This window comes from Streptomyces sp. NPDC057565 (genome assembly GCF_042801455.1).
Lineage (GTDB): Bacteria > Actinomycetota > Actinomycetes > Streptomycetales > Streptomycetaceae > Streptomyces > Streptomyces yanii.
Window position 1 is genome coordinate 91055 of the sequence record NZ_JBHVFU010000009.1, and the last position, 18271, is coordinate 109325.

18 protein-coding genes are annotated in these 18271 nt (G+C 71.4%); 12 read left to right on the forward strand and 6 right to left on the reverse strand.

Annotated features, from left to right (window positions below; translation table 11 throughout):
* Positions 1 to 41: 41 nt before the first annotated feature.
* Positions 42 to 395: an SsgA family sporulation/cell division regulator gene (locus ACFU8W_RS19605; RefSeq protein WP_345517676.1), complete on the reverse strand. Its 354-nt coding sequence runs from the start codon at positions 393 to 395 to the stop codon at positions 42 to 44.
* 186 nt (positions 396 to 581) lie between these two features.
* On the opposite strand from ACFU8W_RS19605, the gene ACFU8W_RS19610 reads away from it, so the two are divergent.
* The 5 genes from ACFU8W_RS19610 to ACFU8W_RS19630 all read left to right on the forward strand — a co-directional run bounded on the left by ACFU8W_RS19610 (position 582) and on the right by ACFU8W_RS19630 (position 5314).
* Entirely contained in the window at positions 582 to 1637 is a 1056-nt protein-coding gene (locus ACFU8W_RS19610) for an energy-coupling factor ABC transporter permease (RefSeq protein WP_384038624.1), read from the forward strand.
* Entirely contained in the window at positions 1637 to 2398 is a 762-nt protein-coding gene (cbiQ, locus tag ACFU8W_RS19615) for a cobalt ECF transporter T component CbiQ (protein ID WP_384038626.1), read from the forward strand. The genes ACFU8W_RS19610 and cbiQ overlap by 1 nt, the downstream gene beginning before the upstream one ends.
* Positions 2395 to 3162 carry an energy-coupling factor ABC transporter ATP-binding protein gene (locus ACFU8W_RS19620; RefSeq protein ID WP_384038628.1) on the forward strand — a complete coding sequence of 256 codons (768 nt, stop codon included), beginning with the start codon at positions 2395 to 2397 and terminating at the stop codon, positions 3160 to 3162. The genes cbiQ and ACFU8W_RS19620 overlap by 4 nt, the downstream gene beginning before the upstream one ends.
* A 197-nt stretch (positions 3163 to 3359) precedes the next feature.
* Positions 3360 to 4523: a serine hydrolase domain-containing protein gene (locus ACFU8W_RS19625; RefSeq protein WP_384038928.1), complete on the forward strand. Its 1164-nt coding sequence runs from the start codon at positions 3360 to 3362 to the stop codon at positions 4521 to 4523.
* A complete protein-coding gene (locus tag ACFU8W_RS19630; RefSeq protein ID WP_384038631.1) occupies positions 4520 to 5314 on the forward strand; it encodes an SDR family NAD(P)-dependent oxidoreductase in 795 nt (264 codons plus the stop codon). Before ACFU8W_RS19625 ends, ACFU8W_RS19630 begins: the two co-directional genes overlap by 4 nt.
* 185 nt (positions 5315 to 5499) lie before the next feature.
* Here the strand turns inward: ACFU8W_RS19630 and ACFU8W_RS19635 are convergent, their stop codons facing one another.
* The 4 genes from ACFU8W_RS19635 to ACFU8W_RS19650 form a co-directional block, all read right to left on the reverse strand.
* Entirely contained in the window at positions 5500 to 6351 is an 852-nt protein-coding gene (locus tag ACFU8W_RS19635; protein ID WP_384038633.1) for an EamA family transporter, read from the reverse strand.
* Complete coding sequence (locus ACFU8W_RS19640) at positions 6348 to 6866, reverse strand: YbaK/EbsC family protein (protein WP_384038635.1); 519 nt, start codon at positions 6864 to 6866, stop codon at positions 6348 to 6350. Before ACFU8W_RS19640 ends, ACFU8W_RS19635 begins: the two co-directional genes overlap by 4 nt.
* A gap of 82 nt (positions 6867 to 6948) precedes the next feature.
* A complete protein-coding gene (locus tag ACFU8W_RS19645) occupies positions 6949 to 8586 on the reverse strand; it encodes a penicillin-binding transpeptidase domain-containing protein (protein ID WP_384038638.1) in 1638 nt (545 codons plus the stop codon).
* Positions 8587 to 8719: 133 nt separating this feature from the next.
* Complete coding sequence (locus tag ACFU8W_RS19650; protein ID WP_384038641.1) at positions 8720 to 10498, reverse strand: dolichyl-phosphate-mannose--protein mannosyltransferase; 1779 nt, start codon at positions 10496 to 10498, stop codon at positions 8720 to 8722.
* Positions 10499 to 10551: 53 nt separating this feature from the next.
* On the opposite strand from ACFU8W_RS19650, the gene rsmI reads away from it, so the two are divergent.
* From rsmI to ACFU8W_RS19685, 7 genes are all read left to right on the forward strand, one after another.
* Positions 10552 to 11445 (forward strand): 16S rRNA (cytidine(1402)-2'-O)-methyltransferase, encoded by an 894-nt coding sequence (gene rsmI / locus ACFU8W_RS19655; RefSeq protein WP_384038644.1) that lies wholly within the window; start codon positions 10552 to 10554, stop codon positions 11443 to 11445.
* Between the two features lie 159 nt (positions 11446 to 11604).
* Positions 11605 to 11985, forward strand: a complete 381-nt coding sequence (locus ACFU8W_RS19660) for a hypothetical protein (RefSeq protein WP_345517686.1) — start codon at positions 11605 to 11607, stop codon at positions 11983 to 11985.
* Between the two features lie 41 nt (positions 11986 to 12026).
* Entirely contained in the window at positions 12027 to 12893 is an 867-nt protein-coding gene (locus tag ACFU8W_RS19665; protein ID WP_384038647.1) for a TatD family hydrolase, read from the forward strand.
* A gap of 110 nt (positions 12894 to 13003) precedes the next feature.
* Positions 13004 to 14362, forward strand: coding sequence for a ubiquitin-like domain-containing protein (locus ACFU8W_RS19670; protein WP_384038650.1), 1359 nt, complete (start codon positions 13004 to 13006; stop codon positions 14360 to 14362).
* Entirely contained in the window at positions 14359 to 15261 is a 903-nt protein-coding gene (rsmA, locus tag ACFU8W_RS19675) for a 16S rRNA (adenine(1518)-N(6)/adenine(1519)-N(6))-dimethyltransferase RsmA (RefSeq protein ID WP_345517688.1), read from the forward strand. Before ACFU8W_RS19670 ends, rsmA begins: the two co-directional genes overlap by 4 nt.
* Entirely contained in the window at positions 15258 to 16151 is an 894-nt protein-coding gene (locus tag ACFU8W_RS19680; RefSeq protein WP_384038653.1) for a 4-(cytidine 5'-diphospho)-2-C-methyl-D-erythritol kinase, read from the forward strand. Before rsmA ends, ACFU8W_RS19680 begins: the two co-directional genes overlap by 4 nt.
* A 73-nt stretch (positions 16152 to 16224) precedes the next feature.
* Positions 16225 to 17541, forward strand: coding sequence for an acyltransferase family protein (locus ACFU8W_RS19685; RefSeq protein ID WP_384038656.1), 1317 nt, complete (start codon positions 16225 to 16227; stop codon positions 17539 to 17541).
* 52 nt (positions 17542 to 17593) lie between these two features.
* Here the strand turns inward: ACFU8W_RS19685 and ACFU8W_RS19690 are convergent, their stop codons facing one another.
* On the reverse strand, positions 17594 to 18235 hold the full coding sequence (locus tag ACFU8W_RS19690; RefSeq protein ID WP_384038658.1) for a lipoprotein: 642 nt from the start codon (positions 18233 to 18235) through the stop codon (positions 17594 to 17596).
* Positions 18236 to 18271 lie beyond the last annotated feature (36 nt).

The following is an 18271-nucleotide window of genomic DNA, read 5'->3' on the forward strand; positions in this document are numbered from 1 at the left end:
ATGAGCCCCCGTGCGAGCGGCACGGGGGCTCATCCATGCCGTCACGCCGGTGTGGTCTCGGACGTCCTGCTCTCGCCGTGGGTGCGGTCCAGGAAGCGGATCAGCGGCGCGTTGTCGAACTGCACCACCTCGACGCCGTCCGCCGAGTGCCGCTCCACGACCAGCTGCGCCCGTCCGCACGGCCAGATCCGTATCGCGCCGTGCCCGGTCGGCGAGTGCAGCCCGCCCTCCAGCAGGTCTCGGCCGAAGGCCCAGTCGGTGCCGCCGGGGAAGGTGAGATGCACCGTACGCGGGTCGACGGCCGCGTCGTACCGCAGGTCGACGGGGACGGAGAAGGTGTCGGTCGCCTCGGTGATGAGCCGGGCTTCGGCCTGTTCTTCGATCACAGGGGGCATGGGCCGAATCCTCCTATTTGTGAATGTTTGATATCTAATGTCCCATATTTCGGCCAAAGAGCGCGATGAGGAAGTCGCGTACTTGTTGTGAATGCGCTCTTGCGAGCCATTCGCAACAAGGCCCTATTATTGAGAGGTTCATGACCCCGCGCAGCAGTGCAGGAACGCAGGAAGCGGAGCCTCCCCATGCATGTACCCGACGGATTCATCAATGCCCCCGTCTCCGCCGCCGCCGGTGTGGTTGCCGCGGGTGCCGTGGCGGTCAGTCTGCGGGGCGCCCGCCGTGAACTGGATGAACGCACCGCGCCGCTCGCGGGCCTCGTCGCCGCGTTCATCTTTGCCGTGCAGATGCTGAACTTCCCGGTCGCGGCCGGTACCAGCGGGCATCTGCTGGGCGGGGCGCTCGCCGCGATCCTGGTCGGGCCGTACACCGGGGTGCTCTGTATATCCGTCGTGCTGCTCATGCAGGGCATCCTCTTCGCGGACGGCGGGCTCACCGCGCTCGGTGTGAACATCACCGTCATGGGCGTCACCACCACCGTCGTCTCGTACGCCCTCTTCCGCGGTCTCGCCACCGTCCTGCCGCGCACCCGCCGCTCCACCACCGCCGCGGCATTCGTCGCCGCACTGATCTCCGTACCGGCCGCGGCCTGCGCTTTCACGCTGATCTACTGGATCGGTGGCACCACCGACATCCCGATCGGCAAGGTCCTCACCGCGATGGTCGGCGTGCACATCCTGATCGGCATCGGCGAGGCCGTGATCACCGGGCTGACCGTCGGCGCCGTCATCGCCGTCCGCCCCGATCTGGTCCACGGCGCCCGCGGTCTCACCTCCCCGCTCAAGCTCCGGATCGACGGCGAGCTCGTCGACGCCCCCGCCCGGCAGTCCGTCGCACCGGCCGCCGCCCGCTCCATGCGGGGGCTCTGGGCCACCGGTCTGGTCACCGCCCTCGTGCTGGCGGGCTTCGTCTCCTTCTACGCCTCCGCCAACCCGGACGGCCTGGAGAAGGTCGCCGCCGACAAGGGCATCGACAAGAAGGTCGAGGAGCACACGGCCAAGGACTCGCCGCTCGCCGACTACGGCGTCAAGGACGTCTCCGACGCGCGGCTCTCCGGCGGCCTGGCCGGGGTGATCGGGGTCGGCGCCACGATCGTGGTCGGCAGCGGGGTCTTCTGGGCCGTCCGCCGCCGACGTACGCCGGACGCGCCCGCCGACATCCGCACCAAGGCAACCGTCTGATGGGCGCGGGCCACGCGCACAGGCTCTACCGGCACGGGCACTCGCCGGTCCATGACCTGCCCCCGCACTGCAAGCTCACCGCTGTGTTCAGCTTCGTGCTGGTCGTCGTCCTGACGCCGCGCGAGGCGGTCTGGGCGTTCGCGCTGTACGCCGCGCTGCTCGCCGGGGTCGCGGCGGTCGCCCGGATCCCCGCCGGGTTCCTCCTCAAGCGGCTGCTCATCGAGGTGCCGTTCGTCGCGTTCGCGCTGCTCATGCCGTTCGTGGTGCCCGGCGAACAGACCCATGTGCTCGGCCTCTCCGTCAGCGTCCCCGGTCTCTGGGGCGCCTGGAACGTCCTCGCCAAGGGCACCCTCGGCGTCGCCGCCTCGGTGATCCTCGCGTCCACCACCGAGCTGCGCTCCCTGCTGCTCGGCCTGCAGCGGCTCAAGCTGCCGCCGATGCTCGTCCAGATCGCCTCCTTCATGATCCGGTACGGGGATGTGATCACCGGCGAGATGCGGCGGATGTCGATCGCCCGCCGCTCCCGCGGCTTCGAGGCGCGCGGGGTGCGGCAGTGGGGCGTCCTGGCCAAGTCGGCGGGCGCGCTCTTCATCCGTTCCTACGAGCGCGGCGAACGCGTCCACCTCGCGATGGTCAGCCGCGGCTACACCGGTTCCATGCCGGTCATCGACGAGGTGACGGCCTCCAGGACCCAATGGGCCCACGCCTCGGCACTCCCCCTACTCGCCCTCGTCATCTGCCTGCTGGGATGGACCGTATGAGCAAGCCCACCGCCCCCGCGCCGTCCCTGGAAGTCAGCGGCCTCGCCTACGCCTACCCCGACGGCCACCAGGCGCTCTTCGGGGTGAACCTGACGGTGGCCCGGGGCGAGCGCGTCGCCCTGCTCGGCCCGAACGGAGCCGGCAAGACCACCCTCGTCCTCCACCTCAACGGCATCCTCGACGCCGGAGCGGGCACCGTCCGGGTCGCCGGTCTGCCGGTGGAGAAGCGCAATCTCGCGGAGATCCGCCGCCGCGTCGGCATCGTCTTCCAGGACCCCGACGACCAGCTCTTCATGCCGACCGTCCGCGAGGACGTCGCCTTCGGGCCCGCCGCATCCGGGCTGCGCGGCGCCGAACTGGAGGAGCGGGTCACCGAGGCGCTCGAACAGGTCGGCATGGAGGGGTACGCGAACCGCCCCCCGCACCATCTGTCGTTCGGTCAGCGCCGCCGTGTCGCGGTCGCCACCGTGCTCGCCATGCGACCGGAAATCCTTGTCCTGGACGAGCCGTCGTCCAACCTGGACCCCGCATCGAGGCGCGAACTCGCCGACATCCTGCGGTCGTTGGACGTCACTGTGCTGATGGTCACGCACGACCTGCCGTACGCCCTGGAGCTCTGCCCGCGCGCCGTCATCCTCAGCGAAGGTGCCATCGCGGCCGACAACCGTACTCAGGACCTGCTCTGCGACGAGGAGCTGATGCGAGCCCACCGACTCGAGCTGCCCTTCGGGTTCGACCCGCGCTCCGTGACCATGGGCGTGTGACCGACGGTGACACCAGCCATCCCGCGGCCTCGCTGCTGCGGGGCCGACGAGGTGGAGCGGCTGCGGGCGGAGCTGCACGCCCGCGCCGCGCGCGCCGACGGCCAGGTCGCGTCGTGGTGAGCCGAGGGTCACCCGCGGTACAGCTCACCTGCGCAGCGATGCACCATGGGGGGATGAGCGGGAGCGCAGGAGCAGGCGTGGACGTACGGGGCACGGTGGCGACCGGATTCGAACCGGTCAGGGACGCCTTCATCCGTAACTTCGAGCAGCGGGGGGAGCGGGGGGCGGCGGTCGCCGTCTACCGGGACGGGCGCAAGGTCGTCGACCTGTGGGCCGGTACGAGAGACGTCGACGGCGTCGAACCGTGGGCGGTCGACACGGTGCAGATCGTCCGCTCTGCGGGCAAGGGCATAGCCGCGGCCGTACCGCTGCTGCTGCACCAGCGCGGACAGGTGGACCTGGACGCCCCGGTCGGCACGTACTGGCCGGAGTTCAAGGCGGCCGGAAAGGAGCGCGTCCTTGTACGGCACCTCCTCGCCCACCGTGCGGGAGTCCCCGCCCTCGACCGGCCGCTGACGCCGCAGGAGGCCGCCGACGGGAGCTCCGGGGCGCACGCCGTCGCCGCGCAGCGCCCGCAGTGGGAGCCCGGTGCCGCGCACGGCTACCACGCACAGACGTACAGCTGGCTGATCGGCGAACTGGTGCGACGGGTCACCGGGCGCACCGTGGGCCGCTGGATCGCCGAGGAGATCGCCCGCCCGCTCGGCCTCGACTTCTGGTTCGGGCTCCCGGAGGAAGAGGCGCACCGGGTGGGCCGGATCGGACCGGTCGAGCCGCCCGTTCTCGACGGCAACGGCGGGGCGCTGCGGATGCGCCCCAAGCGGTCGGTCGTGGACGCCTACCGTGATCCCGAGTCGCTGACCCGCCGCGCGTTCGGCGCCATCGACCCGTTCCCCGACGAGAACGACGCCGGCTACCGGGCGGCCGAACTCCCCGCCTCCAACGGCATCGCGACCGCCCGCGCGCTGGCCCGTGCCTACGCCGCGATGATCGGCCCGGTCGACGGACACCGGCTCTTCGCCCCGGCCACGCTCACCCTCGCCCGCACCGAGGAGTCCGCGGGCCCGGACCGGGTGCTCGTCGTGAACACCCGCTTCGGCCTCGGCTACATGCTGCACGGACCGGCCGCCCCGCTCCTCGCCCCCGGCTCCTTCGGCCACCCGGGCCGCGGCGGCTCGCTCGGCTTCGCCGACCCCGAATCGGGCGTATCGCTCGGCTATGTGACGAACGGTCTGCAGAAGGGAGTCACCGCCGATCCCCGTGCCCAGGCCCTGGTCAGAGCAGTACGGTCGGCGCTATGACTCCTACCGGTGATTCCAGGTTCGACGGATACGGCGTACTCATCACGGGCGCGGGACAGGGCATCGGTGCGGCCACGGCCCGCCGGCTGGCCTCCGAGGGCGCACGCGTCCTGGTGACCGATCTGGACGGTGACCGCGCCGAGCACACGGCGGCGGCGATACGGAAGACGGGCGCCACCGCCGAGGCGATGGCCTGCGACGTGGGCGACCGGCCGGCGGTCGAGGCGGCGGTGGCCCGTGCGGTCGAGGCGTTCGGCACGCTCGACGTGCTGGTCAACAACGCGTACCGCTGCACTCCCGACACCCCGCTCTTCGAGGACGAGCCCGACGACGTCTGGCAGGGCGATCTGGATGCCACGCTCACCGGCCCGTACCGCTGCTCACGGGCAGCGCTGCCGCACCTGGTGGCGTCGGGCAGGGGCGCGATCGTCAACATCGGCTCCGTCAACGGCGAGCAGGACTTCGGCAACCACGCCTACAGCGCCGCCAAGGCGGGGCTGGGCAGCCTGACCCGTACGCTCGCCGGCCACGCCGGCCCGCGCGGGGTCCGCGTCAACCTCGTGGCCCCCGGAACGATCCGCACGGACGCGTGGGCGGACCGCGCCGACGAACTGGACCGGGTGAGCCCGCTCTACCCCCTCGGCAGGGTCGGCGAACCGGACGACATCGCGGCGGCGGTCGCCTTCCTCGCCTCCCGAGACGCGTCCTGGATCACCGGGACGACGCTGCGGGTGGACGGTGGGCTGCTCGCCGTGAACGCGGGTTTCCGGAGGGCGATCGCGCAGGACTGAGGTCGGTGGGCGGCCCGGCGTGCTGCGCGGGTTGCGCCGGGTCCCGCGCGCCGCAGCCGCCGAAGAACCTGTAGAGGCCCCTGGTTCTGCAGCTTCCGCTTCACCATGAGGATCCGTGGGATGTTCCGGCTCAGCAGCCTCCGCGTCTGCCGTCCGCGCCGGTGCTTCTCCGGACGCCGCCACGCTCAACTCGTGTGCAGCATCAGCCCGATCCCGACCACCATCAGTCCGGCCGCCGCGATCCTCGGTGCGCCGAACCGCTCCTTGAAGAACACCGTCCCTATCGCCGCGCCCACAATGATCGACGACTCGCGCAGGGCGGCGATCGGGGCCAGCGGCGCCTTCGTCTGCGCCCACAGGACCAGCCCGTAGGCGACCACCGACATGGCCGCGCCCGCCAGCCCCCGTGCCGCGTACGGCCGCAGCTGGGCCGCCAGTTGTCCGCGGCGGCGGTAGAACGTGTACGCGGGGACGACGAGCCCCTCCAGGATCATCAGCCAGGCGATGTAGCCGAGCGGGGTGCCGGAGGCCCGGACCCCCACCCCGTCGACGGTCGTGTACCCGGCGATCGCCAGACCCGTTGCCAGCGCCGCGGCGATCGCCGGCCAGTGCGGGCGGGTCTGCGAGCCCCGGATGCCCCACAGTGCGACGCCGACGAGCCCGGCGCAGGCGACCGCGACACCGGTCGTCGCCCATCCGTCGGGCCGCTCCCCGACGAAGACCGCCGCGAGGACCGTCACCACCAGGGGCGCGGTGCCGCGTGCGATCGGATACATCTGGCCGAAGTCGCCGAGCGTGAACGACCTCATCAGCAGCGCCATATAGGCGACGTGCAGGATCGCGGAGACGATCAGATACGGCCAGGCCGCCGCGGCAGGCAGCGGCACGAAGCAGGCGGCGACCGCGCCGAGCAGTGCCCCGCCCCCCGAGATCAGGGTGAAGGAGAGCAGCTGGTCCTTGATGGCGTGCGCGATGGCGTTCCAGCTGGCGTGCGTGATCGCCGCGATCAGGACCGCGCATGCGACCAGCGGCGTCACTTGGACTGCTCGCGCACGTCCACCACAGTGCCGCCGGCATGCCTGATGACCGTCTGGGGATCGAGCGGGAAGACGGTGTGCGGGGTGCCCGCCGCAGCCCACACCACGTCGTGGTCGAGCAGCCCGCGGTCCGCCAGTACCCGGGTCTTCGTACGGTGGCCGAAGGGCGGCACACCGCCGATCGCGTACCCGGTGGTCTCCCGGACCAGATCGGCCCCGGCGCGCTTGACCTTCCCGACGCCCAGCTCCCGCCGTACGAGCTCCACGTCGACCCGCGAGGAGCCGTCCATCAGGACCAGCACGGGAGCCCCGTCGGCCTCGAAGATCAGAGACTTGACGATGGCGCTGAGCTCGCAGCCGATGGCGGCGGCCGCCTCGGCGGCGGTACGGGTGGCGTCCGGGAAGCGGCGGACCTCGACATCGAGACCCAGCTCGCGCAGGGCCTCGGCGAATCGGGGGTGCGCGGCCGAAATGGTCGCTTCGGTCACGGGAGCGGTCGCGTCGGGAGTACTCATGCCCCGCACGCTAGCGGCCGCCCAGCGGGGCACGCGATCCGGTTTCAGCAACCGGACCATCTCCGTCCGGTTGGCTCGGGCGTCACGGCCCCGCGCGCAGTACCTGGGCCACCACCGGCCCCGCCGCGTCGCCGCCGTGGCCACCGGACTGGACGACCGCCGCGGCCGCGAGGTCGTTGCTGAAGCCGGTGAACCAGCTGTTGGACGTGGCCTGTCCGTCGACCTCCGCCGAACCGGTCTTCGCGCCCTTGTCGCCGCCGACCGAGGCCATCGCCGCCTTGCCGGTGCCCCAGCTCGCGGTCTGCCGCATCATGTTGGTCACCTGCTGCGCGACTGACCCGGGCAGCGAGCGGGACGCGGTGGCCAGCTGACGGCCGTCCAGGTCCTGCGGTACGAGGACCGGCTGACGGAAGGTGCCGTTCTTCGCGGTGGCGGTGATCGACGCCATGTTGAGTGCGTTCATCTGGATGGTGCCCTGGCCGATGTACTGCGCGGCGGCCTCACCACCGCCGGCCTCGGGCACGCTGCCGTCGAAGGACGCGACGCCGGTCTTCCAGTCCAGACCGATCCCGAAGACGTCCCGGGCCTCCTTGGCCAGTGCGGCGTCGTCCTTGGTGTCGTCGATCAGCTTGATGAAGGCGGTGTTGCACGACCGGGCGAAGCTGGTGGTGAAAGTGCCGTCCGGGATGGAGAACCCGTCCAGGTTCTGGAACGTGCGGCCCTGGTACATCGCGGTCTTCGGGCACTCGATCTTCTGGTTCGCGCCGGCGAGCCCCTTCTCGATCAGCATCGACGCGGTCACGATCTTCATCGTCGAACCGGGTGCCTGCTTGCCGAGCATGGCCGCGTTGAAGCCGGTCGCCGGGTTGTTGGCGACCGCGCGGATCGAGCCGGTGGACGGCCGGACGGCGACCACCGAGGCCTGGGAGTACTGCTTGACGGCCTGCTCGGCCGCCGCCTGGACATGGGCGTCGAGCGTGGTCTGCAGCGTGCCGGGCTTCCCCTTGGACAGCGTCAGCAGCGTCTTGTCCGGAGTGTTCTCGTCCTCCGACTCGATCCGGGTCTCGATACCCGCGGTGCCGCCGACCTTCTCCCCGTACTTCTCGCGCAGCGCGTCCAGGATCGGCCCAAGCGACGGGTACTTCTCCTTCGTCAGCACCTTGCCGTTGTGGTCGAGCGCCTCGATGGACGGGGTCGACGCCTCGCCGGTCTTCAGCGTTTCGCCGTCCGCCAGGTCCGGATGGATCACGGACGGTTTCCAGTCGATCAGCGGCCGGCCGGTGGTCAGGCCGCGCACGACGGTCAGTTCCGAGGAGTACGACCAGGGCTTGGACTTCCCCTCGAAGCTCACCGTCGCCTTCACGGTGAACGGGACCTTCGAGCCGGTTGCCGGCCCCGGGGTGATCACAGCCTTGGTGACGTGGGCCTGGTCGCTGTATCCGCTGAGGGCCGGTTCGGCGTCGACCGCGTTGTTGGTGAGCTGGGACGCGTCGGAAGCCTGGCCGTCCGCCCAGGCCTTGAGGAACTTCTCGGACGTCTCGCTGATCTCCGCCTTGCTCGGCGGGCCGGTCTTCACCTCGGCGGAGGTGGAGCGTCCGTCCGTACCGCCGCCCCCGCTGCCGCCGAACCCGTCGAGGACGTTGTACGCCCCGTACCCCACCCCACCGACCACCAGCACGAACACTCCGCCGATGACGGCGACCTTCGCTCCACTGCGCATCTGTGCAGTCCCCCTCCCCGGAAGACTCTCTTGAACACGTTCAAGAGAGCGCTTGTGGGCACTTTACGGGACGGTAGTGACAGCGGGGGCTTTTGTTATCGGAACGCGATCGGCAACGGCCTGAACAGTTCGGTCAAATCCAGGTATCCAGCCACATGCGGTTGCGCCAGGAGTTCTCCGGAATCGGCGTTCCCGTATACAGCGGCCAGAAGTAGATGAAATTCCAGACAATCAGCAGAACGAGTACGCCGGCCGCAATGGCCCCCCATGTTCTCCGCCGCTCACCGGACGGATCGCCGGACACCAGGCCCAGTTCCCACCTGGACCCGGTGCCCGCAGCAGGGCCGAGCATCGCGCCGATCATCATCGCCACCGCGAGACAGAGGAACGGCACGAACACGACCGCGTAGAACAGGAAGATCGTCCGCTCCTGGTAGAGGAACCAGGGCAGCCAGCCCGCCGCCACACCGCACGCGATCGCACCTGCCCGCCAGTCGCGGCGGAAGAACCAGCGCCACAGCACGTACAGCAGCGCGAAGCACGCGGCCCACCACAGCAGCGGTGTGCCGATCGCCAGGACCTCGCGGGCGCACTTGCCGGTCGCCGAGCTCGTGCAGCCGTTCTGCTCCTCGTAGAAGTACGAGACGGGACGGCCCAGGACGATCCAGCTCCAGGGGTTCGACTGGTACGTGTGTCCCGAGGTCAGGTTCACGTGGAACTCGTAGACCTGGTACTCGTAGTGCCACAGGCTGCGCAGCCAGTCCGGCAGCCAGGTCCAGTTGCCGCCCGATCCGTCGGTCGTCGCCCAGTCCCGGTAGTAGCCGTGGCGCTCGGGGTCGTTCCTGATGATCCAGCCGGTCCAGGACGCGAGGTACGTCAGGATCGCGACCGGCACCGTCGAGACGAACGCCGGCAGCAGGTCGCGCTTGATCACCGCCTGGTACGGGCGGACCGCGCCGGCCGTCCGGCGGGCGCCGACATCCCACAACACCGTCATCAGGCCGAACGCGACCAGGATGTACAGCCCGTTCCACTTCGTGCCGAACGCCAGGCCCAGCGAGAGCCCGGCAGCGATCCGCCACGGCCGCCACCCCAGCCGCAGTGTCTCCGCGACCTCTGTGTCCGGGCGCAGCACGCCCTCGGCGTCGACCGGCAACGCCGCAGCCAGCCTGCGCCGCGCCCAGTCCCGGTCGATCAGCAGGCAGCCGAATGCCCCCAGCACGAAGAACATCAGCACCAGGTCCAGCAGCGCCGTGCGGCTCATCACGAAGTGCAGCCCGTCGACGGCGAGCAGCGCGCCCGCCAGACATCCCAGGAACGTCGAACGGAACAGTCGCCGCCCGATCCTGCACAGCATCAGCACCGACAGCGTGCCGAGCACCGCCACCATGAACCGCCAGCCGAACGGCGTGAACCCGAAGAGCTGCTCACCGAACCCGATGATCCATTTGCCGACCGGCGGATGCACCACATAACCGGGCTCCGTCGGCACCGGCACCAGCGACGGGTCGGCCAGGATCGACTTGTCGACGTCCTTCGGCCAGGACCCCTCGTACCCCTGCTTGATCAGGGCCCAGGAGTCCTTGGCGTAGTACGTCTCATCGAATATCACCGCCTTCGGGCTGCCCAGATGCCAGAACCGCAGCACCCCGGCGACCAGCGCCACCAGCAGTGGCCCGCCCCAGGCCGACCACCGCACCAGCCGGTCGGCCGTCGACGGGGACACCCCCAGCACAGCCCAGAGCTGCTGTCCCGGCCGGGTGTACGGCGGGACCAGCCGTTCACGCAGCCCGATTACGGACCGGGGCGCATGGCCGAAGCGGCGCAGCCGCTGCTGCCAGGACGGGAGCTCTTCACCGTGCTGGTTCCCGGCGTCTTGACCCTGCTGGGCTTCGGGCGCAGTACTCGTCACCGCGCCATCGTAGGGAACGCATCTGTGCGACTGCTGTCGCCCGTGCTGGGAGGATGGCTGATGTGACTGGAACGACTGGAACGCTGGTACTCGCAGGGACCCCCATCGGCGATGTGGCGGACGCACCGCCACGGCTTGCCGCCGAACTGGAGACGGCCGATGTCGTCGCCGCGGAGGACACCCGTCGGCTGCGCCGCCTGACGCAGGCGCTCGGCATCCACACCACGGGGCGTGTCGTCTCCTACTTCGAGGGCAACGAGTCGGCCCGTACGCCCGAACTCGTCGAGGCGCTGATGGGCGGCGCCCGGGTGCTGCTGGTCACGGACGCGGGGATGCCGTCGGTCTCCGACCCCGGCTACCGGCTCGTCGCCGCCGCCGTGGAGAAGGACATCAAGGTCACCGCGGTCCCCGGCCCGTCCGCCGTGCTCACCGCGCTCGCCCTGTCCGGGCTGCCCGTCGACCGGTTCTGCTTCGAGGGCTTCCTGCCGCGCAAGGCCGGCGAGCGGCTCGGCCGGCTCCGCGAGGTCGCCGACGAGCGCCGCACCATGGTCTTCTTCGAGGCCCCGCACCGACTCGACGACACCCTCGCCGCGATGGCCGAGGTGTTCGGCAGCGACCGCCGGGCCGCCGTGTGCCGGGAGCTGACCAAGACGTACGAGGAAGTGAAGCGCGGCCCGCTGGGCGAGCTCGCGGTCTGGGCGGCCGAAGGCGTACGCGGCGAGATCACCGTCGTCGTCGAGGGCGCCGCGGAATCGGCGGAGGAACTGGACGCCGCCGAGCTGGTGCGCAGGGTGCAGGTGCGCGAGGAGGCGGGGGAGCGGCGCAAGGAGGCGATCGCCGCCGTCGCCGCGGCCGCCGGGCTGCCCAAACGCGATGTTTTCGATGCGGTCGTCGCGGCAAAGAATGCGGCTCGGACCGGCCCAGCAGAAGGCAAAGGGCTATCGTGAAAAGCAAAGCGCGAGCCGCGCACCGGCCACTTTTGCCACGAGAAGGCCAAGACCGCTCCAACACTCGACAGGACCTGGTGCGCTCCCGCCGGTAAAGGCGTCCACTGAATCAGGGACGCATTCTCCGGAGTGCTTGTCCGGCGGACAAGAGGAGCAGGCATGAGCGAGATCGCAGCAACCACCGTGCATGAGGCGTATGCCTTCGCCTGTATGGGTTGCGGACATGGTTGGGAACAGGTCTACGACATCGAGCACCACACGGACGGCCGCGGCCAGCCCTTCGTCGTGTACCGCGTGCAGGGGCAGCTCGTTCCCTCACCGTTGAACCGGCTCACCTGCCTCAACTGCGACGGGCACAAGGTCCGCATCATGCGCGCCGGGCAGGTCTCCTCCATCGCGGAAACCCTGCGACGCCTGAACTTCGCGACCCCGACCGGCGCCACCGCCGGGCCCATACCGGCCTCGGAGAGCGTGTCGGAGCACTCCCCGCGCCAGTGGCGTTTCGTGCATGTGTTTCGCACGCGGCAGCGCCGTAAGTGAGGTCCGGGCCCGGTGACACCGGGCTCTCATAGGATCGCCCTATGAGCTCCAAGGACGCGCCGCCGCTGCCCGAACCCCTTCGGGTACCGGTCGCCGATTCGCACACCCATCTGGACATGCAGGACGCCACCGTCGAGGAGGGCCTGGCCCGGGCCGCGGCGGTGAACGTCACCACCGTGATCCAGGTGGGCTGCGACGTGAAGGGCTCGCGCTGGGCCGCCGAGACCGCCGCCGCGCACCCGAGTGTGTACGCGGCGGTGGCGCTCCACCCCAACGAGGCGCCGCGCATCGTGCACGGGGACCCGGACGGCTGGTCGCGGCAGGGTGGCCGCGAACCCGGCGGGAAGGCCGCGCTCGACGAGGCGCTCGCCGAGATCGACCGGCTGGCCGCCCTCGACCGGGTGCGCGGCGTCGGCGAGACCGGGCTCGATTACTTCCGTACCGGCCCCGAGGGCATGGCCGCCCAGGAGGAGTCCTTCCGGGCCCACATCGAGATCGCCAAACGGCACGGCAAGGCGCTCGTCATCCACGACCGCGAGGCGCACGCCGATGTGCTGCGCGTCCTCGCCGACGCGGGCGCCCCCGAGCGGACCGTGTTCCACTGCTACTCCGGTGACGCCGAGATGGCCCGGATCTGTGCGGACGCCGGGTACTTCATGTCGTTCGCGGGCAACGTGACGTTCAAGAACGCCCAGCCGCTGCGGGACGCGCTGTCCGTGGCGCCGATCGAACTGGTCCTGGTGGAGACGGACGCGCCGTTCCTCACCCCCGCCCCGTACCGCGGACGCCCCAACGCGCCGTATCTCATTCCCGTGACGCTCCGTGCCATGGCGGAGGTGAAGGGGGTCGACGAGGACACCCTGGCGTCGGCGATCAACGAGAACACGGCGCGCGCGTTCGACTACTGACGCCTCGCCCGTGACGGTGTGCAGTCGCGCCGTTTTGGAGAGTGACGGAAGGTCCACTATCGTCCCGGACGCCCCTCGGGCGACCGGACGGACGGATCTTCTGGAGCGTCGTGAGCAATCTGCAGGGCAGTCACCGCGCGGCAACGGGCAGGGGCGGTACGGCGGTGGAGACGCCGCCGAGCGTCCCCGCGCCGCTGTCGTTCCACGGGCCGGTCCATGAGTCGTTCCACGAGAAGGAGACGCTCGTCGCCCCGTGGCCGGTCCACGAACCGACCGTCGTCGATGCCCGGGCGCCGCTTCCCGCCCCTGCGGGCATCCGCACCGGCGGCCGGGCCGAGGCCCGGCGGGCCGCGCGGCGGCACAGGGCCCCCGTCCGCCCGGAGAACCTGCGCCGGCTCGTCCCGCAGGCCCTGGTCGTCGCCTTCCTGGCAGGCGGCACCACGGCCTTCCTCGCCGACGACAAGGCGGTGGAACTCACTGTCGACGGGGAGCCGCGCACCCTGCACACGTTCGCCGACGACATCGACGAGCTCCTCGACGAGCAGGGCGTCACCGTCGGCGCCCATGACGTCATCACCCCCGCGCGCGGCAGTGAGCTCGAGAACGGCGACGAGATCACCGTCCGGCACAGCCGCCCGGTGACCCTCACCCTCGACGGGGTCCGGCGCCGGGTGTGGACCACCGCCGGCACGGTCGACGGCGCCCTGCGTCAGCTCGGGGTGCGCGCCGAGGGGACGTACCTCTCCGCGACCCGCTCCTCTGCGATCGGCCGGACCGGGCTCGCCCTGGACGTCCGTACCGAACGCACCGTGACCTTCATGGCGGACGGCCGGGAACGCACCGTCCGCACCAATGCCGCGACCGTCCGCGAGGCCATCGACGAGGCGGGTATCACGCTGCGCGGCGAGGACACCACCTCCGTGGACCCGCAGAGCTTCCCGCGCGACGGCCAGACGGTCTCCGTGATGCGGATCACCGGCTCCCGCGAGGTGCGCGAGGACCTCATCCCGTACGCCGAGCAACGCTCCGAGGACCCCTCGCTCTTCGCCGGTACAGAAGTCGTCGAGCGCGAGGGCAGGCCGGGCGCCCGCCGGATCACGTACGCCGTGCGGACCGTCAACGGCGTCCGGCAGCGGCCCCGGGCGCTGGACGAGGAGACCGTCCGCACGCCGGTCGACCGGATCGTGAAGGTGGGCACCGGGCGGCGTCCGCAGTCGGTGGCGGACGTGGACGGGCTGAACTGGGCCGGGCTCGCGGCCTGCGAGTCCGGCGGCCGGACCGGGGCGGTCGACCCCAGCGGCACGTACGGCGGGCTGTACCAGTTCGACACGCACACCTGGCATGCCCTCGGTGGCAGAGGACGCCCGCAGGACGCCCCGGCGTCCGAGCAGACGTTCCGGGCGAAGAAGCTCTACGTGCAACGGGGGGCGAGCCCGTGGCCGCACTGCGGCCGTAGGCTTACCGGGTGAGCAGCACAGAGCCCGACGCCCTCCTGGGGCCCGCAGACATCCGCGACCTGGCCGCGAAGCTGGGCGTACGCCCCACGAAGCAGCGCGGTCAGAACTTCGTCATCGACGCCAATACGGTCCGCAGGATCGTACGGACCGCGGAGGTCCGCCCGGACGACGTGGTGGTGGAAGTCGGGCCGGGGCTGGGTTCGCTGACCCTGGCGCTGCTTGAGGCGGCGGACCGGGTCGTCGCCGTCGAGATCGACGACGTGCTCGCGGCGGCGCTGCCCGCCACGGTCGCGGCCCGGATGCCGGGCCGCGCCGACCGGTTCTCGCTCGTCCACTCCGACGCGATGCTGGTCACGGAGCTGCCGGGCCCGGCGCCCACCGCCCTTGTCGCCAACCTGCCGTACAACGTCGCCGTGCCGGTCCTGCTGACGATGCTGGAGCGGTTCCCGACCATCGAGCGGACCCTGGTGATGGTGCAGGCCGAGGTCGCCGACCGGCTGGCCGCCCGGCCGGGCAACAAGGTCTACGGCGTGCCCTCGGTGAAGGCCAACTGGTACGCGGACGTCAAGCGGGCCGGGTCCATCGGCCGCACCGTCTTCTGGCCGGCCCCGAATGTCGACTCCGGTCTGGTGTCGCTGGTCCGGCGCACCGAGCCGATCACGACGACCGCGAGCCGGGCCGAGGTCTTCGCCGTCGTCGACGCGGCGTTCGCCCAGCGCCGCAAGACGCTGCGGGCGGCCCTGGCCGGCTGGGCGGGTTCCGCGCCCGCCGCCGAGGCGGCCCTGGTCGCGGCCGGGATCTCACCGCAGGCCCGGGGCGAAGCACTGACGATCGAGGAGTTCGCGGCCATCGCCGAGCACAAGCCCGCCCCGAAGACCGATGAGGACCAGCCCTCCGGGAGCAGTGAGTGAGCGTCACCGTCCGCGTCCCCGCCAAGGTCAACGTCCAGCTCGCGGTAGGTGCCGCGCGCCCCGACGGCTTCCATGACCTGGCCAACGTCTTCCTCGCCGTCGGCCTGTACGACGAGGTCACCGTCACCCCCGCCGACGAGCTGACGGTCACCTGCTCGGGCCCGGACGCCGCCCAGGTCCCGCTGGACGCCTCCAACCTCGCCGCCCGCGCCGCGATCGCGCTCGCCGAACGCCACGGCATCGCGCCCCACGTGCACATCCACATCGCCAAGGACATCCCCGTCGCGGGCGGCATGGCGGGCGGCAGCGCCGACGGCGCGGCAGCGCTGCTCGCCTGCGACGCCCTCTGGTCCACCGGCGCCACCCGGGACGAGCTGCTCGCCATCTGCGCGGAACTCGGCAGCGACGTGCCGTTCTCGCTGGTCGGCGGCGCCGCCCTCGGGATCGGCCGCGGCGAACAACTGACCACGATCGACGTCGGCGGCACCTTCCACTGGGTCTTCGCGGTCGCCGACGGCGGGCTCTCCACCCCGGCCGTCTACGGCGAGTTCGACCGGCTCACCGCGGACACCGACGTCCCCGCACCGGCGGCCTCCCCGGCGCTCCTCGACGCTCTGCGCAGAGGCGACACCCACGCGCTCGCCGGTGCGCTCTCCAACGACCTGCAGCCCGCCGCGCTGTCCCTGCGGCCCTCGCTCGCCGACACCCTCGCCGCGGGCACTGCGGCGGGCGCCCTGGCCGCCCTGGTCTCGGGCTCCGGGCCGACTACCGCGTTCCTGGTGGCGGACGCCGAGTCGGCGCGGAAGGTCGCGGACGCGCTGCTGACGTCGGGGACCTGCCGGACCGCGCGCGTCGCGGTGTCCCCGGCGCCGGGTGCCACGGTGCTCTGACCGCGGGTACTCAGACGGGAACTGAGTACGGTCGCGCTGCCGCCCCCGGGGCGTCGGGCGCGACCGTACCCGTATGGGATCAAGTGTTCGTGAACTGGCCGGGGCCACCCCCGCCACCCGGGACCGCTACATCGATCTGCTGCGCGTCGCCTCGCTCGGGACGGTCGTCCTGGGGCACTGGCTGATGGCCGCCGTCACCACCGACGGTGTGGGCAACCTGCTCGCCGTCGTCCCCGGGCTCCAGGTGCTGACCTGGGCGCTCCAGATCATGCCGGTGTTCTTCTTCGTCGGCGGGTTCTCGCACGCCCTGTCCTACCGCTCCCTGCGCCGCAAGCAGCCGGAGGGGTCCACGGGCTCCGTCTACTCGGCCTTTCTCCGGGCCAGGCTGCAGCGGCTGCTGCGCCCCACCATGGTCTTCATCCTGGTCTGGGGGGCCGCCGCGCTGATCGTCCAGCTGCTCGGCGGGGGCGGCGGACTGACCGGGGTCACGCTGCGGCTGGTCGCCCAGCCGCTCTGGTTCATCGGGATCTACCTCGCGATGGTGGCGTTCACCCCGCCGCTGCTGACGCTGCACGACCGGTACGGCTGGGGCGCCTTCGCCGGGCTCGCCGGGGCTGCGGTCGCCGTCGACGTGCTGCGGTTCGCCGCCGGTGTCCCGTACATCGCGTTCCTCAACTTCGCGTTCGTCTGGCTGGCCGTGCACCAGCTCGGCTTCCTGCGCGCCGACGGCCGCATCACACGCCCCGCGCTCCTGGCCGGCATCGGCCTGGCCGCCGCCGTCGCCCTGGTCGCGCTCGGCCCGTATCCGTTCTCCATGGTCGGGATGCCCGGAGAGAAGATCAGCAACATGGCGCCGCCCACGCCGGCCCTTCTCTGCCACGGCCTCTGGCTGGTCGGCGCGGTCGAGCTGCTGCGCGGCCCCGGCGCCCGGCTGGTCGCCCGCCCGCGCGTGTGGCGCGGGGTCGTCGCCGCCAACGGGGTCGCGATGACGGCTTTCCTCTGGCACCTCACCGCGATGCTCGGGGTGTACGGGGCGATGCTCGCCCTCGACGTGCCCCTGCCCGAGCCGGCGAGCGGCGCCTGGTGGGCGCAGGTGCCGGCGCGGATCGCGGTGGCGGCGGTCGTCACCGCGGGGCTGGTCGCCGTCTTCCGTACCTTCGAGCGGCCGGTGTCCGCGGTGCCGGGGACGGGCTCGGGGCCGGTGTCCGCGCTCGGTGTGACGCTCTGCCTGTTCGGGGTGCTCGGGGTGTCGATGGTCGGGTTCGGCGGGTTGCTGGAGGGGCACACGGCGATGCTGATCGCGGTACGGGTCAGCGCCCCGGCCGCCGTCGCGATGGCGCTGGGCGGCTGGCTGCTGGTGGAGCGGGCGGGGCGGCGCCGGTCGGGCTGACCACGGGCACCGCGGAGACCCGTGTTCGTTCCGGCGGAGACCCGCGTTCGTCTCAGCCGAGCCGTACGCTCGTCTTCGCCAGCTCGTACGCCGGGAGCATCTCCTGGTGCTCCTGCGGGTCCAGCCCGCCGAGGTGCACCACGACCGGTCCGCTCGGGGTGGAGATGGCGAAGGCCCGCTGCTTCATGGGCTCGTCCAGCAGCTCGCTGCTGAAGGTGTAGCGGACCTCGGCCGCGGTCAGGGCACCTGCCTTCACCTCGGTGTACGTGGCTTCGGAGGCGTTCGGGTCGGCGGCCAGGAACGCCGTCAGGACCTGGCGCGGGGTGCCGTCGGTACGGTCCCCGGTCCACACCCGCAGGAAGCCGATGTTCCCGGCGGGCTTCGCGTCGATCTCGCAGACGAGCGTGAGCGGGCCCTGTTTGCCCAGTTCGCTCAGTTCGTCGTCATCGGCGACCCGGACGGCCGCCGGCTTCCAGGACGCCGCGAGGTCGAAGGTGACGGGCAGGGCACAGGCAGAACCGGAGCCCCCGATGCTGCCGCCCTTCACCGCACTCCTTGCCGCGGTTCTCGGCTTCGGCGCCGCCTCCTTGCCGTTACCGCCGTCGTCCGGGGCGGACGACGTGCAGCCGGTCACCGCCACCGACACCGCCGCCAGCACGGCCACGACCGTGCCGCGTACCGAATTGATCACCATGGAAGTCCCCTGTCCCCGCCCCTGATCGATCGCCGC

What these genes read in the sequence shown, in the direction of transcription:
- ACFU8W_RS19605 (WP_345517676.1), bottom strand. Translation starts at nt 395, where the DNA reads ATGCCCCCTGTGATCGAAGAACAGGCCGAAGCCCGGCTCATCACCGAG.
- ACFU8W_RS19610 (WP_384038624.1), top strand. Translation starts at nt 582, where the DNA reads ATGCATGTACCCGACGGATTCATCAATGCCCCCGTCTCCGCCGCCGCC.
- cbiQ (WP_384038626.1), top strand. Translation starts at nt 1,637, where the DNA reads ATGGGCGCGGGCCACGCGCACAGGCTCTACCGGCACGGGCACTCGCCG.
- ACFU8W_RS19620 (WP_384038628.1), top strand. Translation starts at nt 2,395, where the DNA reads ATGAGCAAGCCCACCGCCCCCGCGCCGTCCCTGGAAGTCAGCGGCCTC.
- ACFU8W_RS19630 (WP_384038631.1), top strand. Translation starts at nt 4,520, where the DNA reads ATGACTCCTACCGGTGATTCCAGGTTCGACGGATACGGCGTACTCATC.
- ACFU8W_RS19640 (WP_384038635.1), bottom strand. Translation starts at nt 6,866, where the DNA reads ATGAGTACTCCCGACGCGACCGCTCCCGTGACCGAAGCGACCATTTCG.
- ACFU8W_RS19645 (WP_384038638.1), bottom strand. Translation starts at nt 8,586, where the DNA reads ATGCGCAGTGGAGCGAAGGTCGCCGTCATCGGCGGAGTGTTCGTGCTG.
- rsmI (WP_384038644.1), top strand. Translation starts at nt 10,552, where the DNA reads ATGGCTGATGTGACTGGAACGACTGGAACGCTGGTACTCGCAGGGACC.
- ACFU8W_RS19660 (WP_345517686.1), top strand. Translation starts at nt 11,605, where the DNA reads ATGAGCGAGATCGCAGCAACCACCGTGCATGAGGCGTATGCCTTCGCC.
- ACFU8W_RS19665 (WP_384038647.1), top strand. Translation starts at nt 12,027, where the DNA reads ATGAGCTCCAAGGACGCGCCGCCGCTGCCCGAACCCCTTCGGGTACCG.
- ACFU8W_RS19685 (WP_384038656.1), top strand. Translation starts at nt 16,225, where the DNA reads ATGGGATCAAGTGTTCGTGAACTGGCCGGGGCCACCCCCGCCACCCGG.
- ACFU8W_RS19690 (WP_384038658.1), bottom strand. Translation starts at nt 18,235, where the DNA reads ATGGTGATCAATTCGGTACGCGGCACGGTCGTGGCCGTGCTGGCGGCG.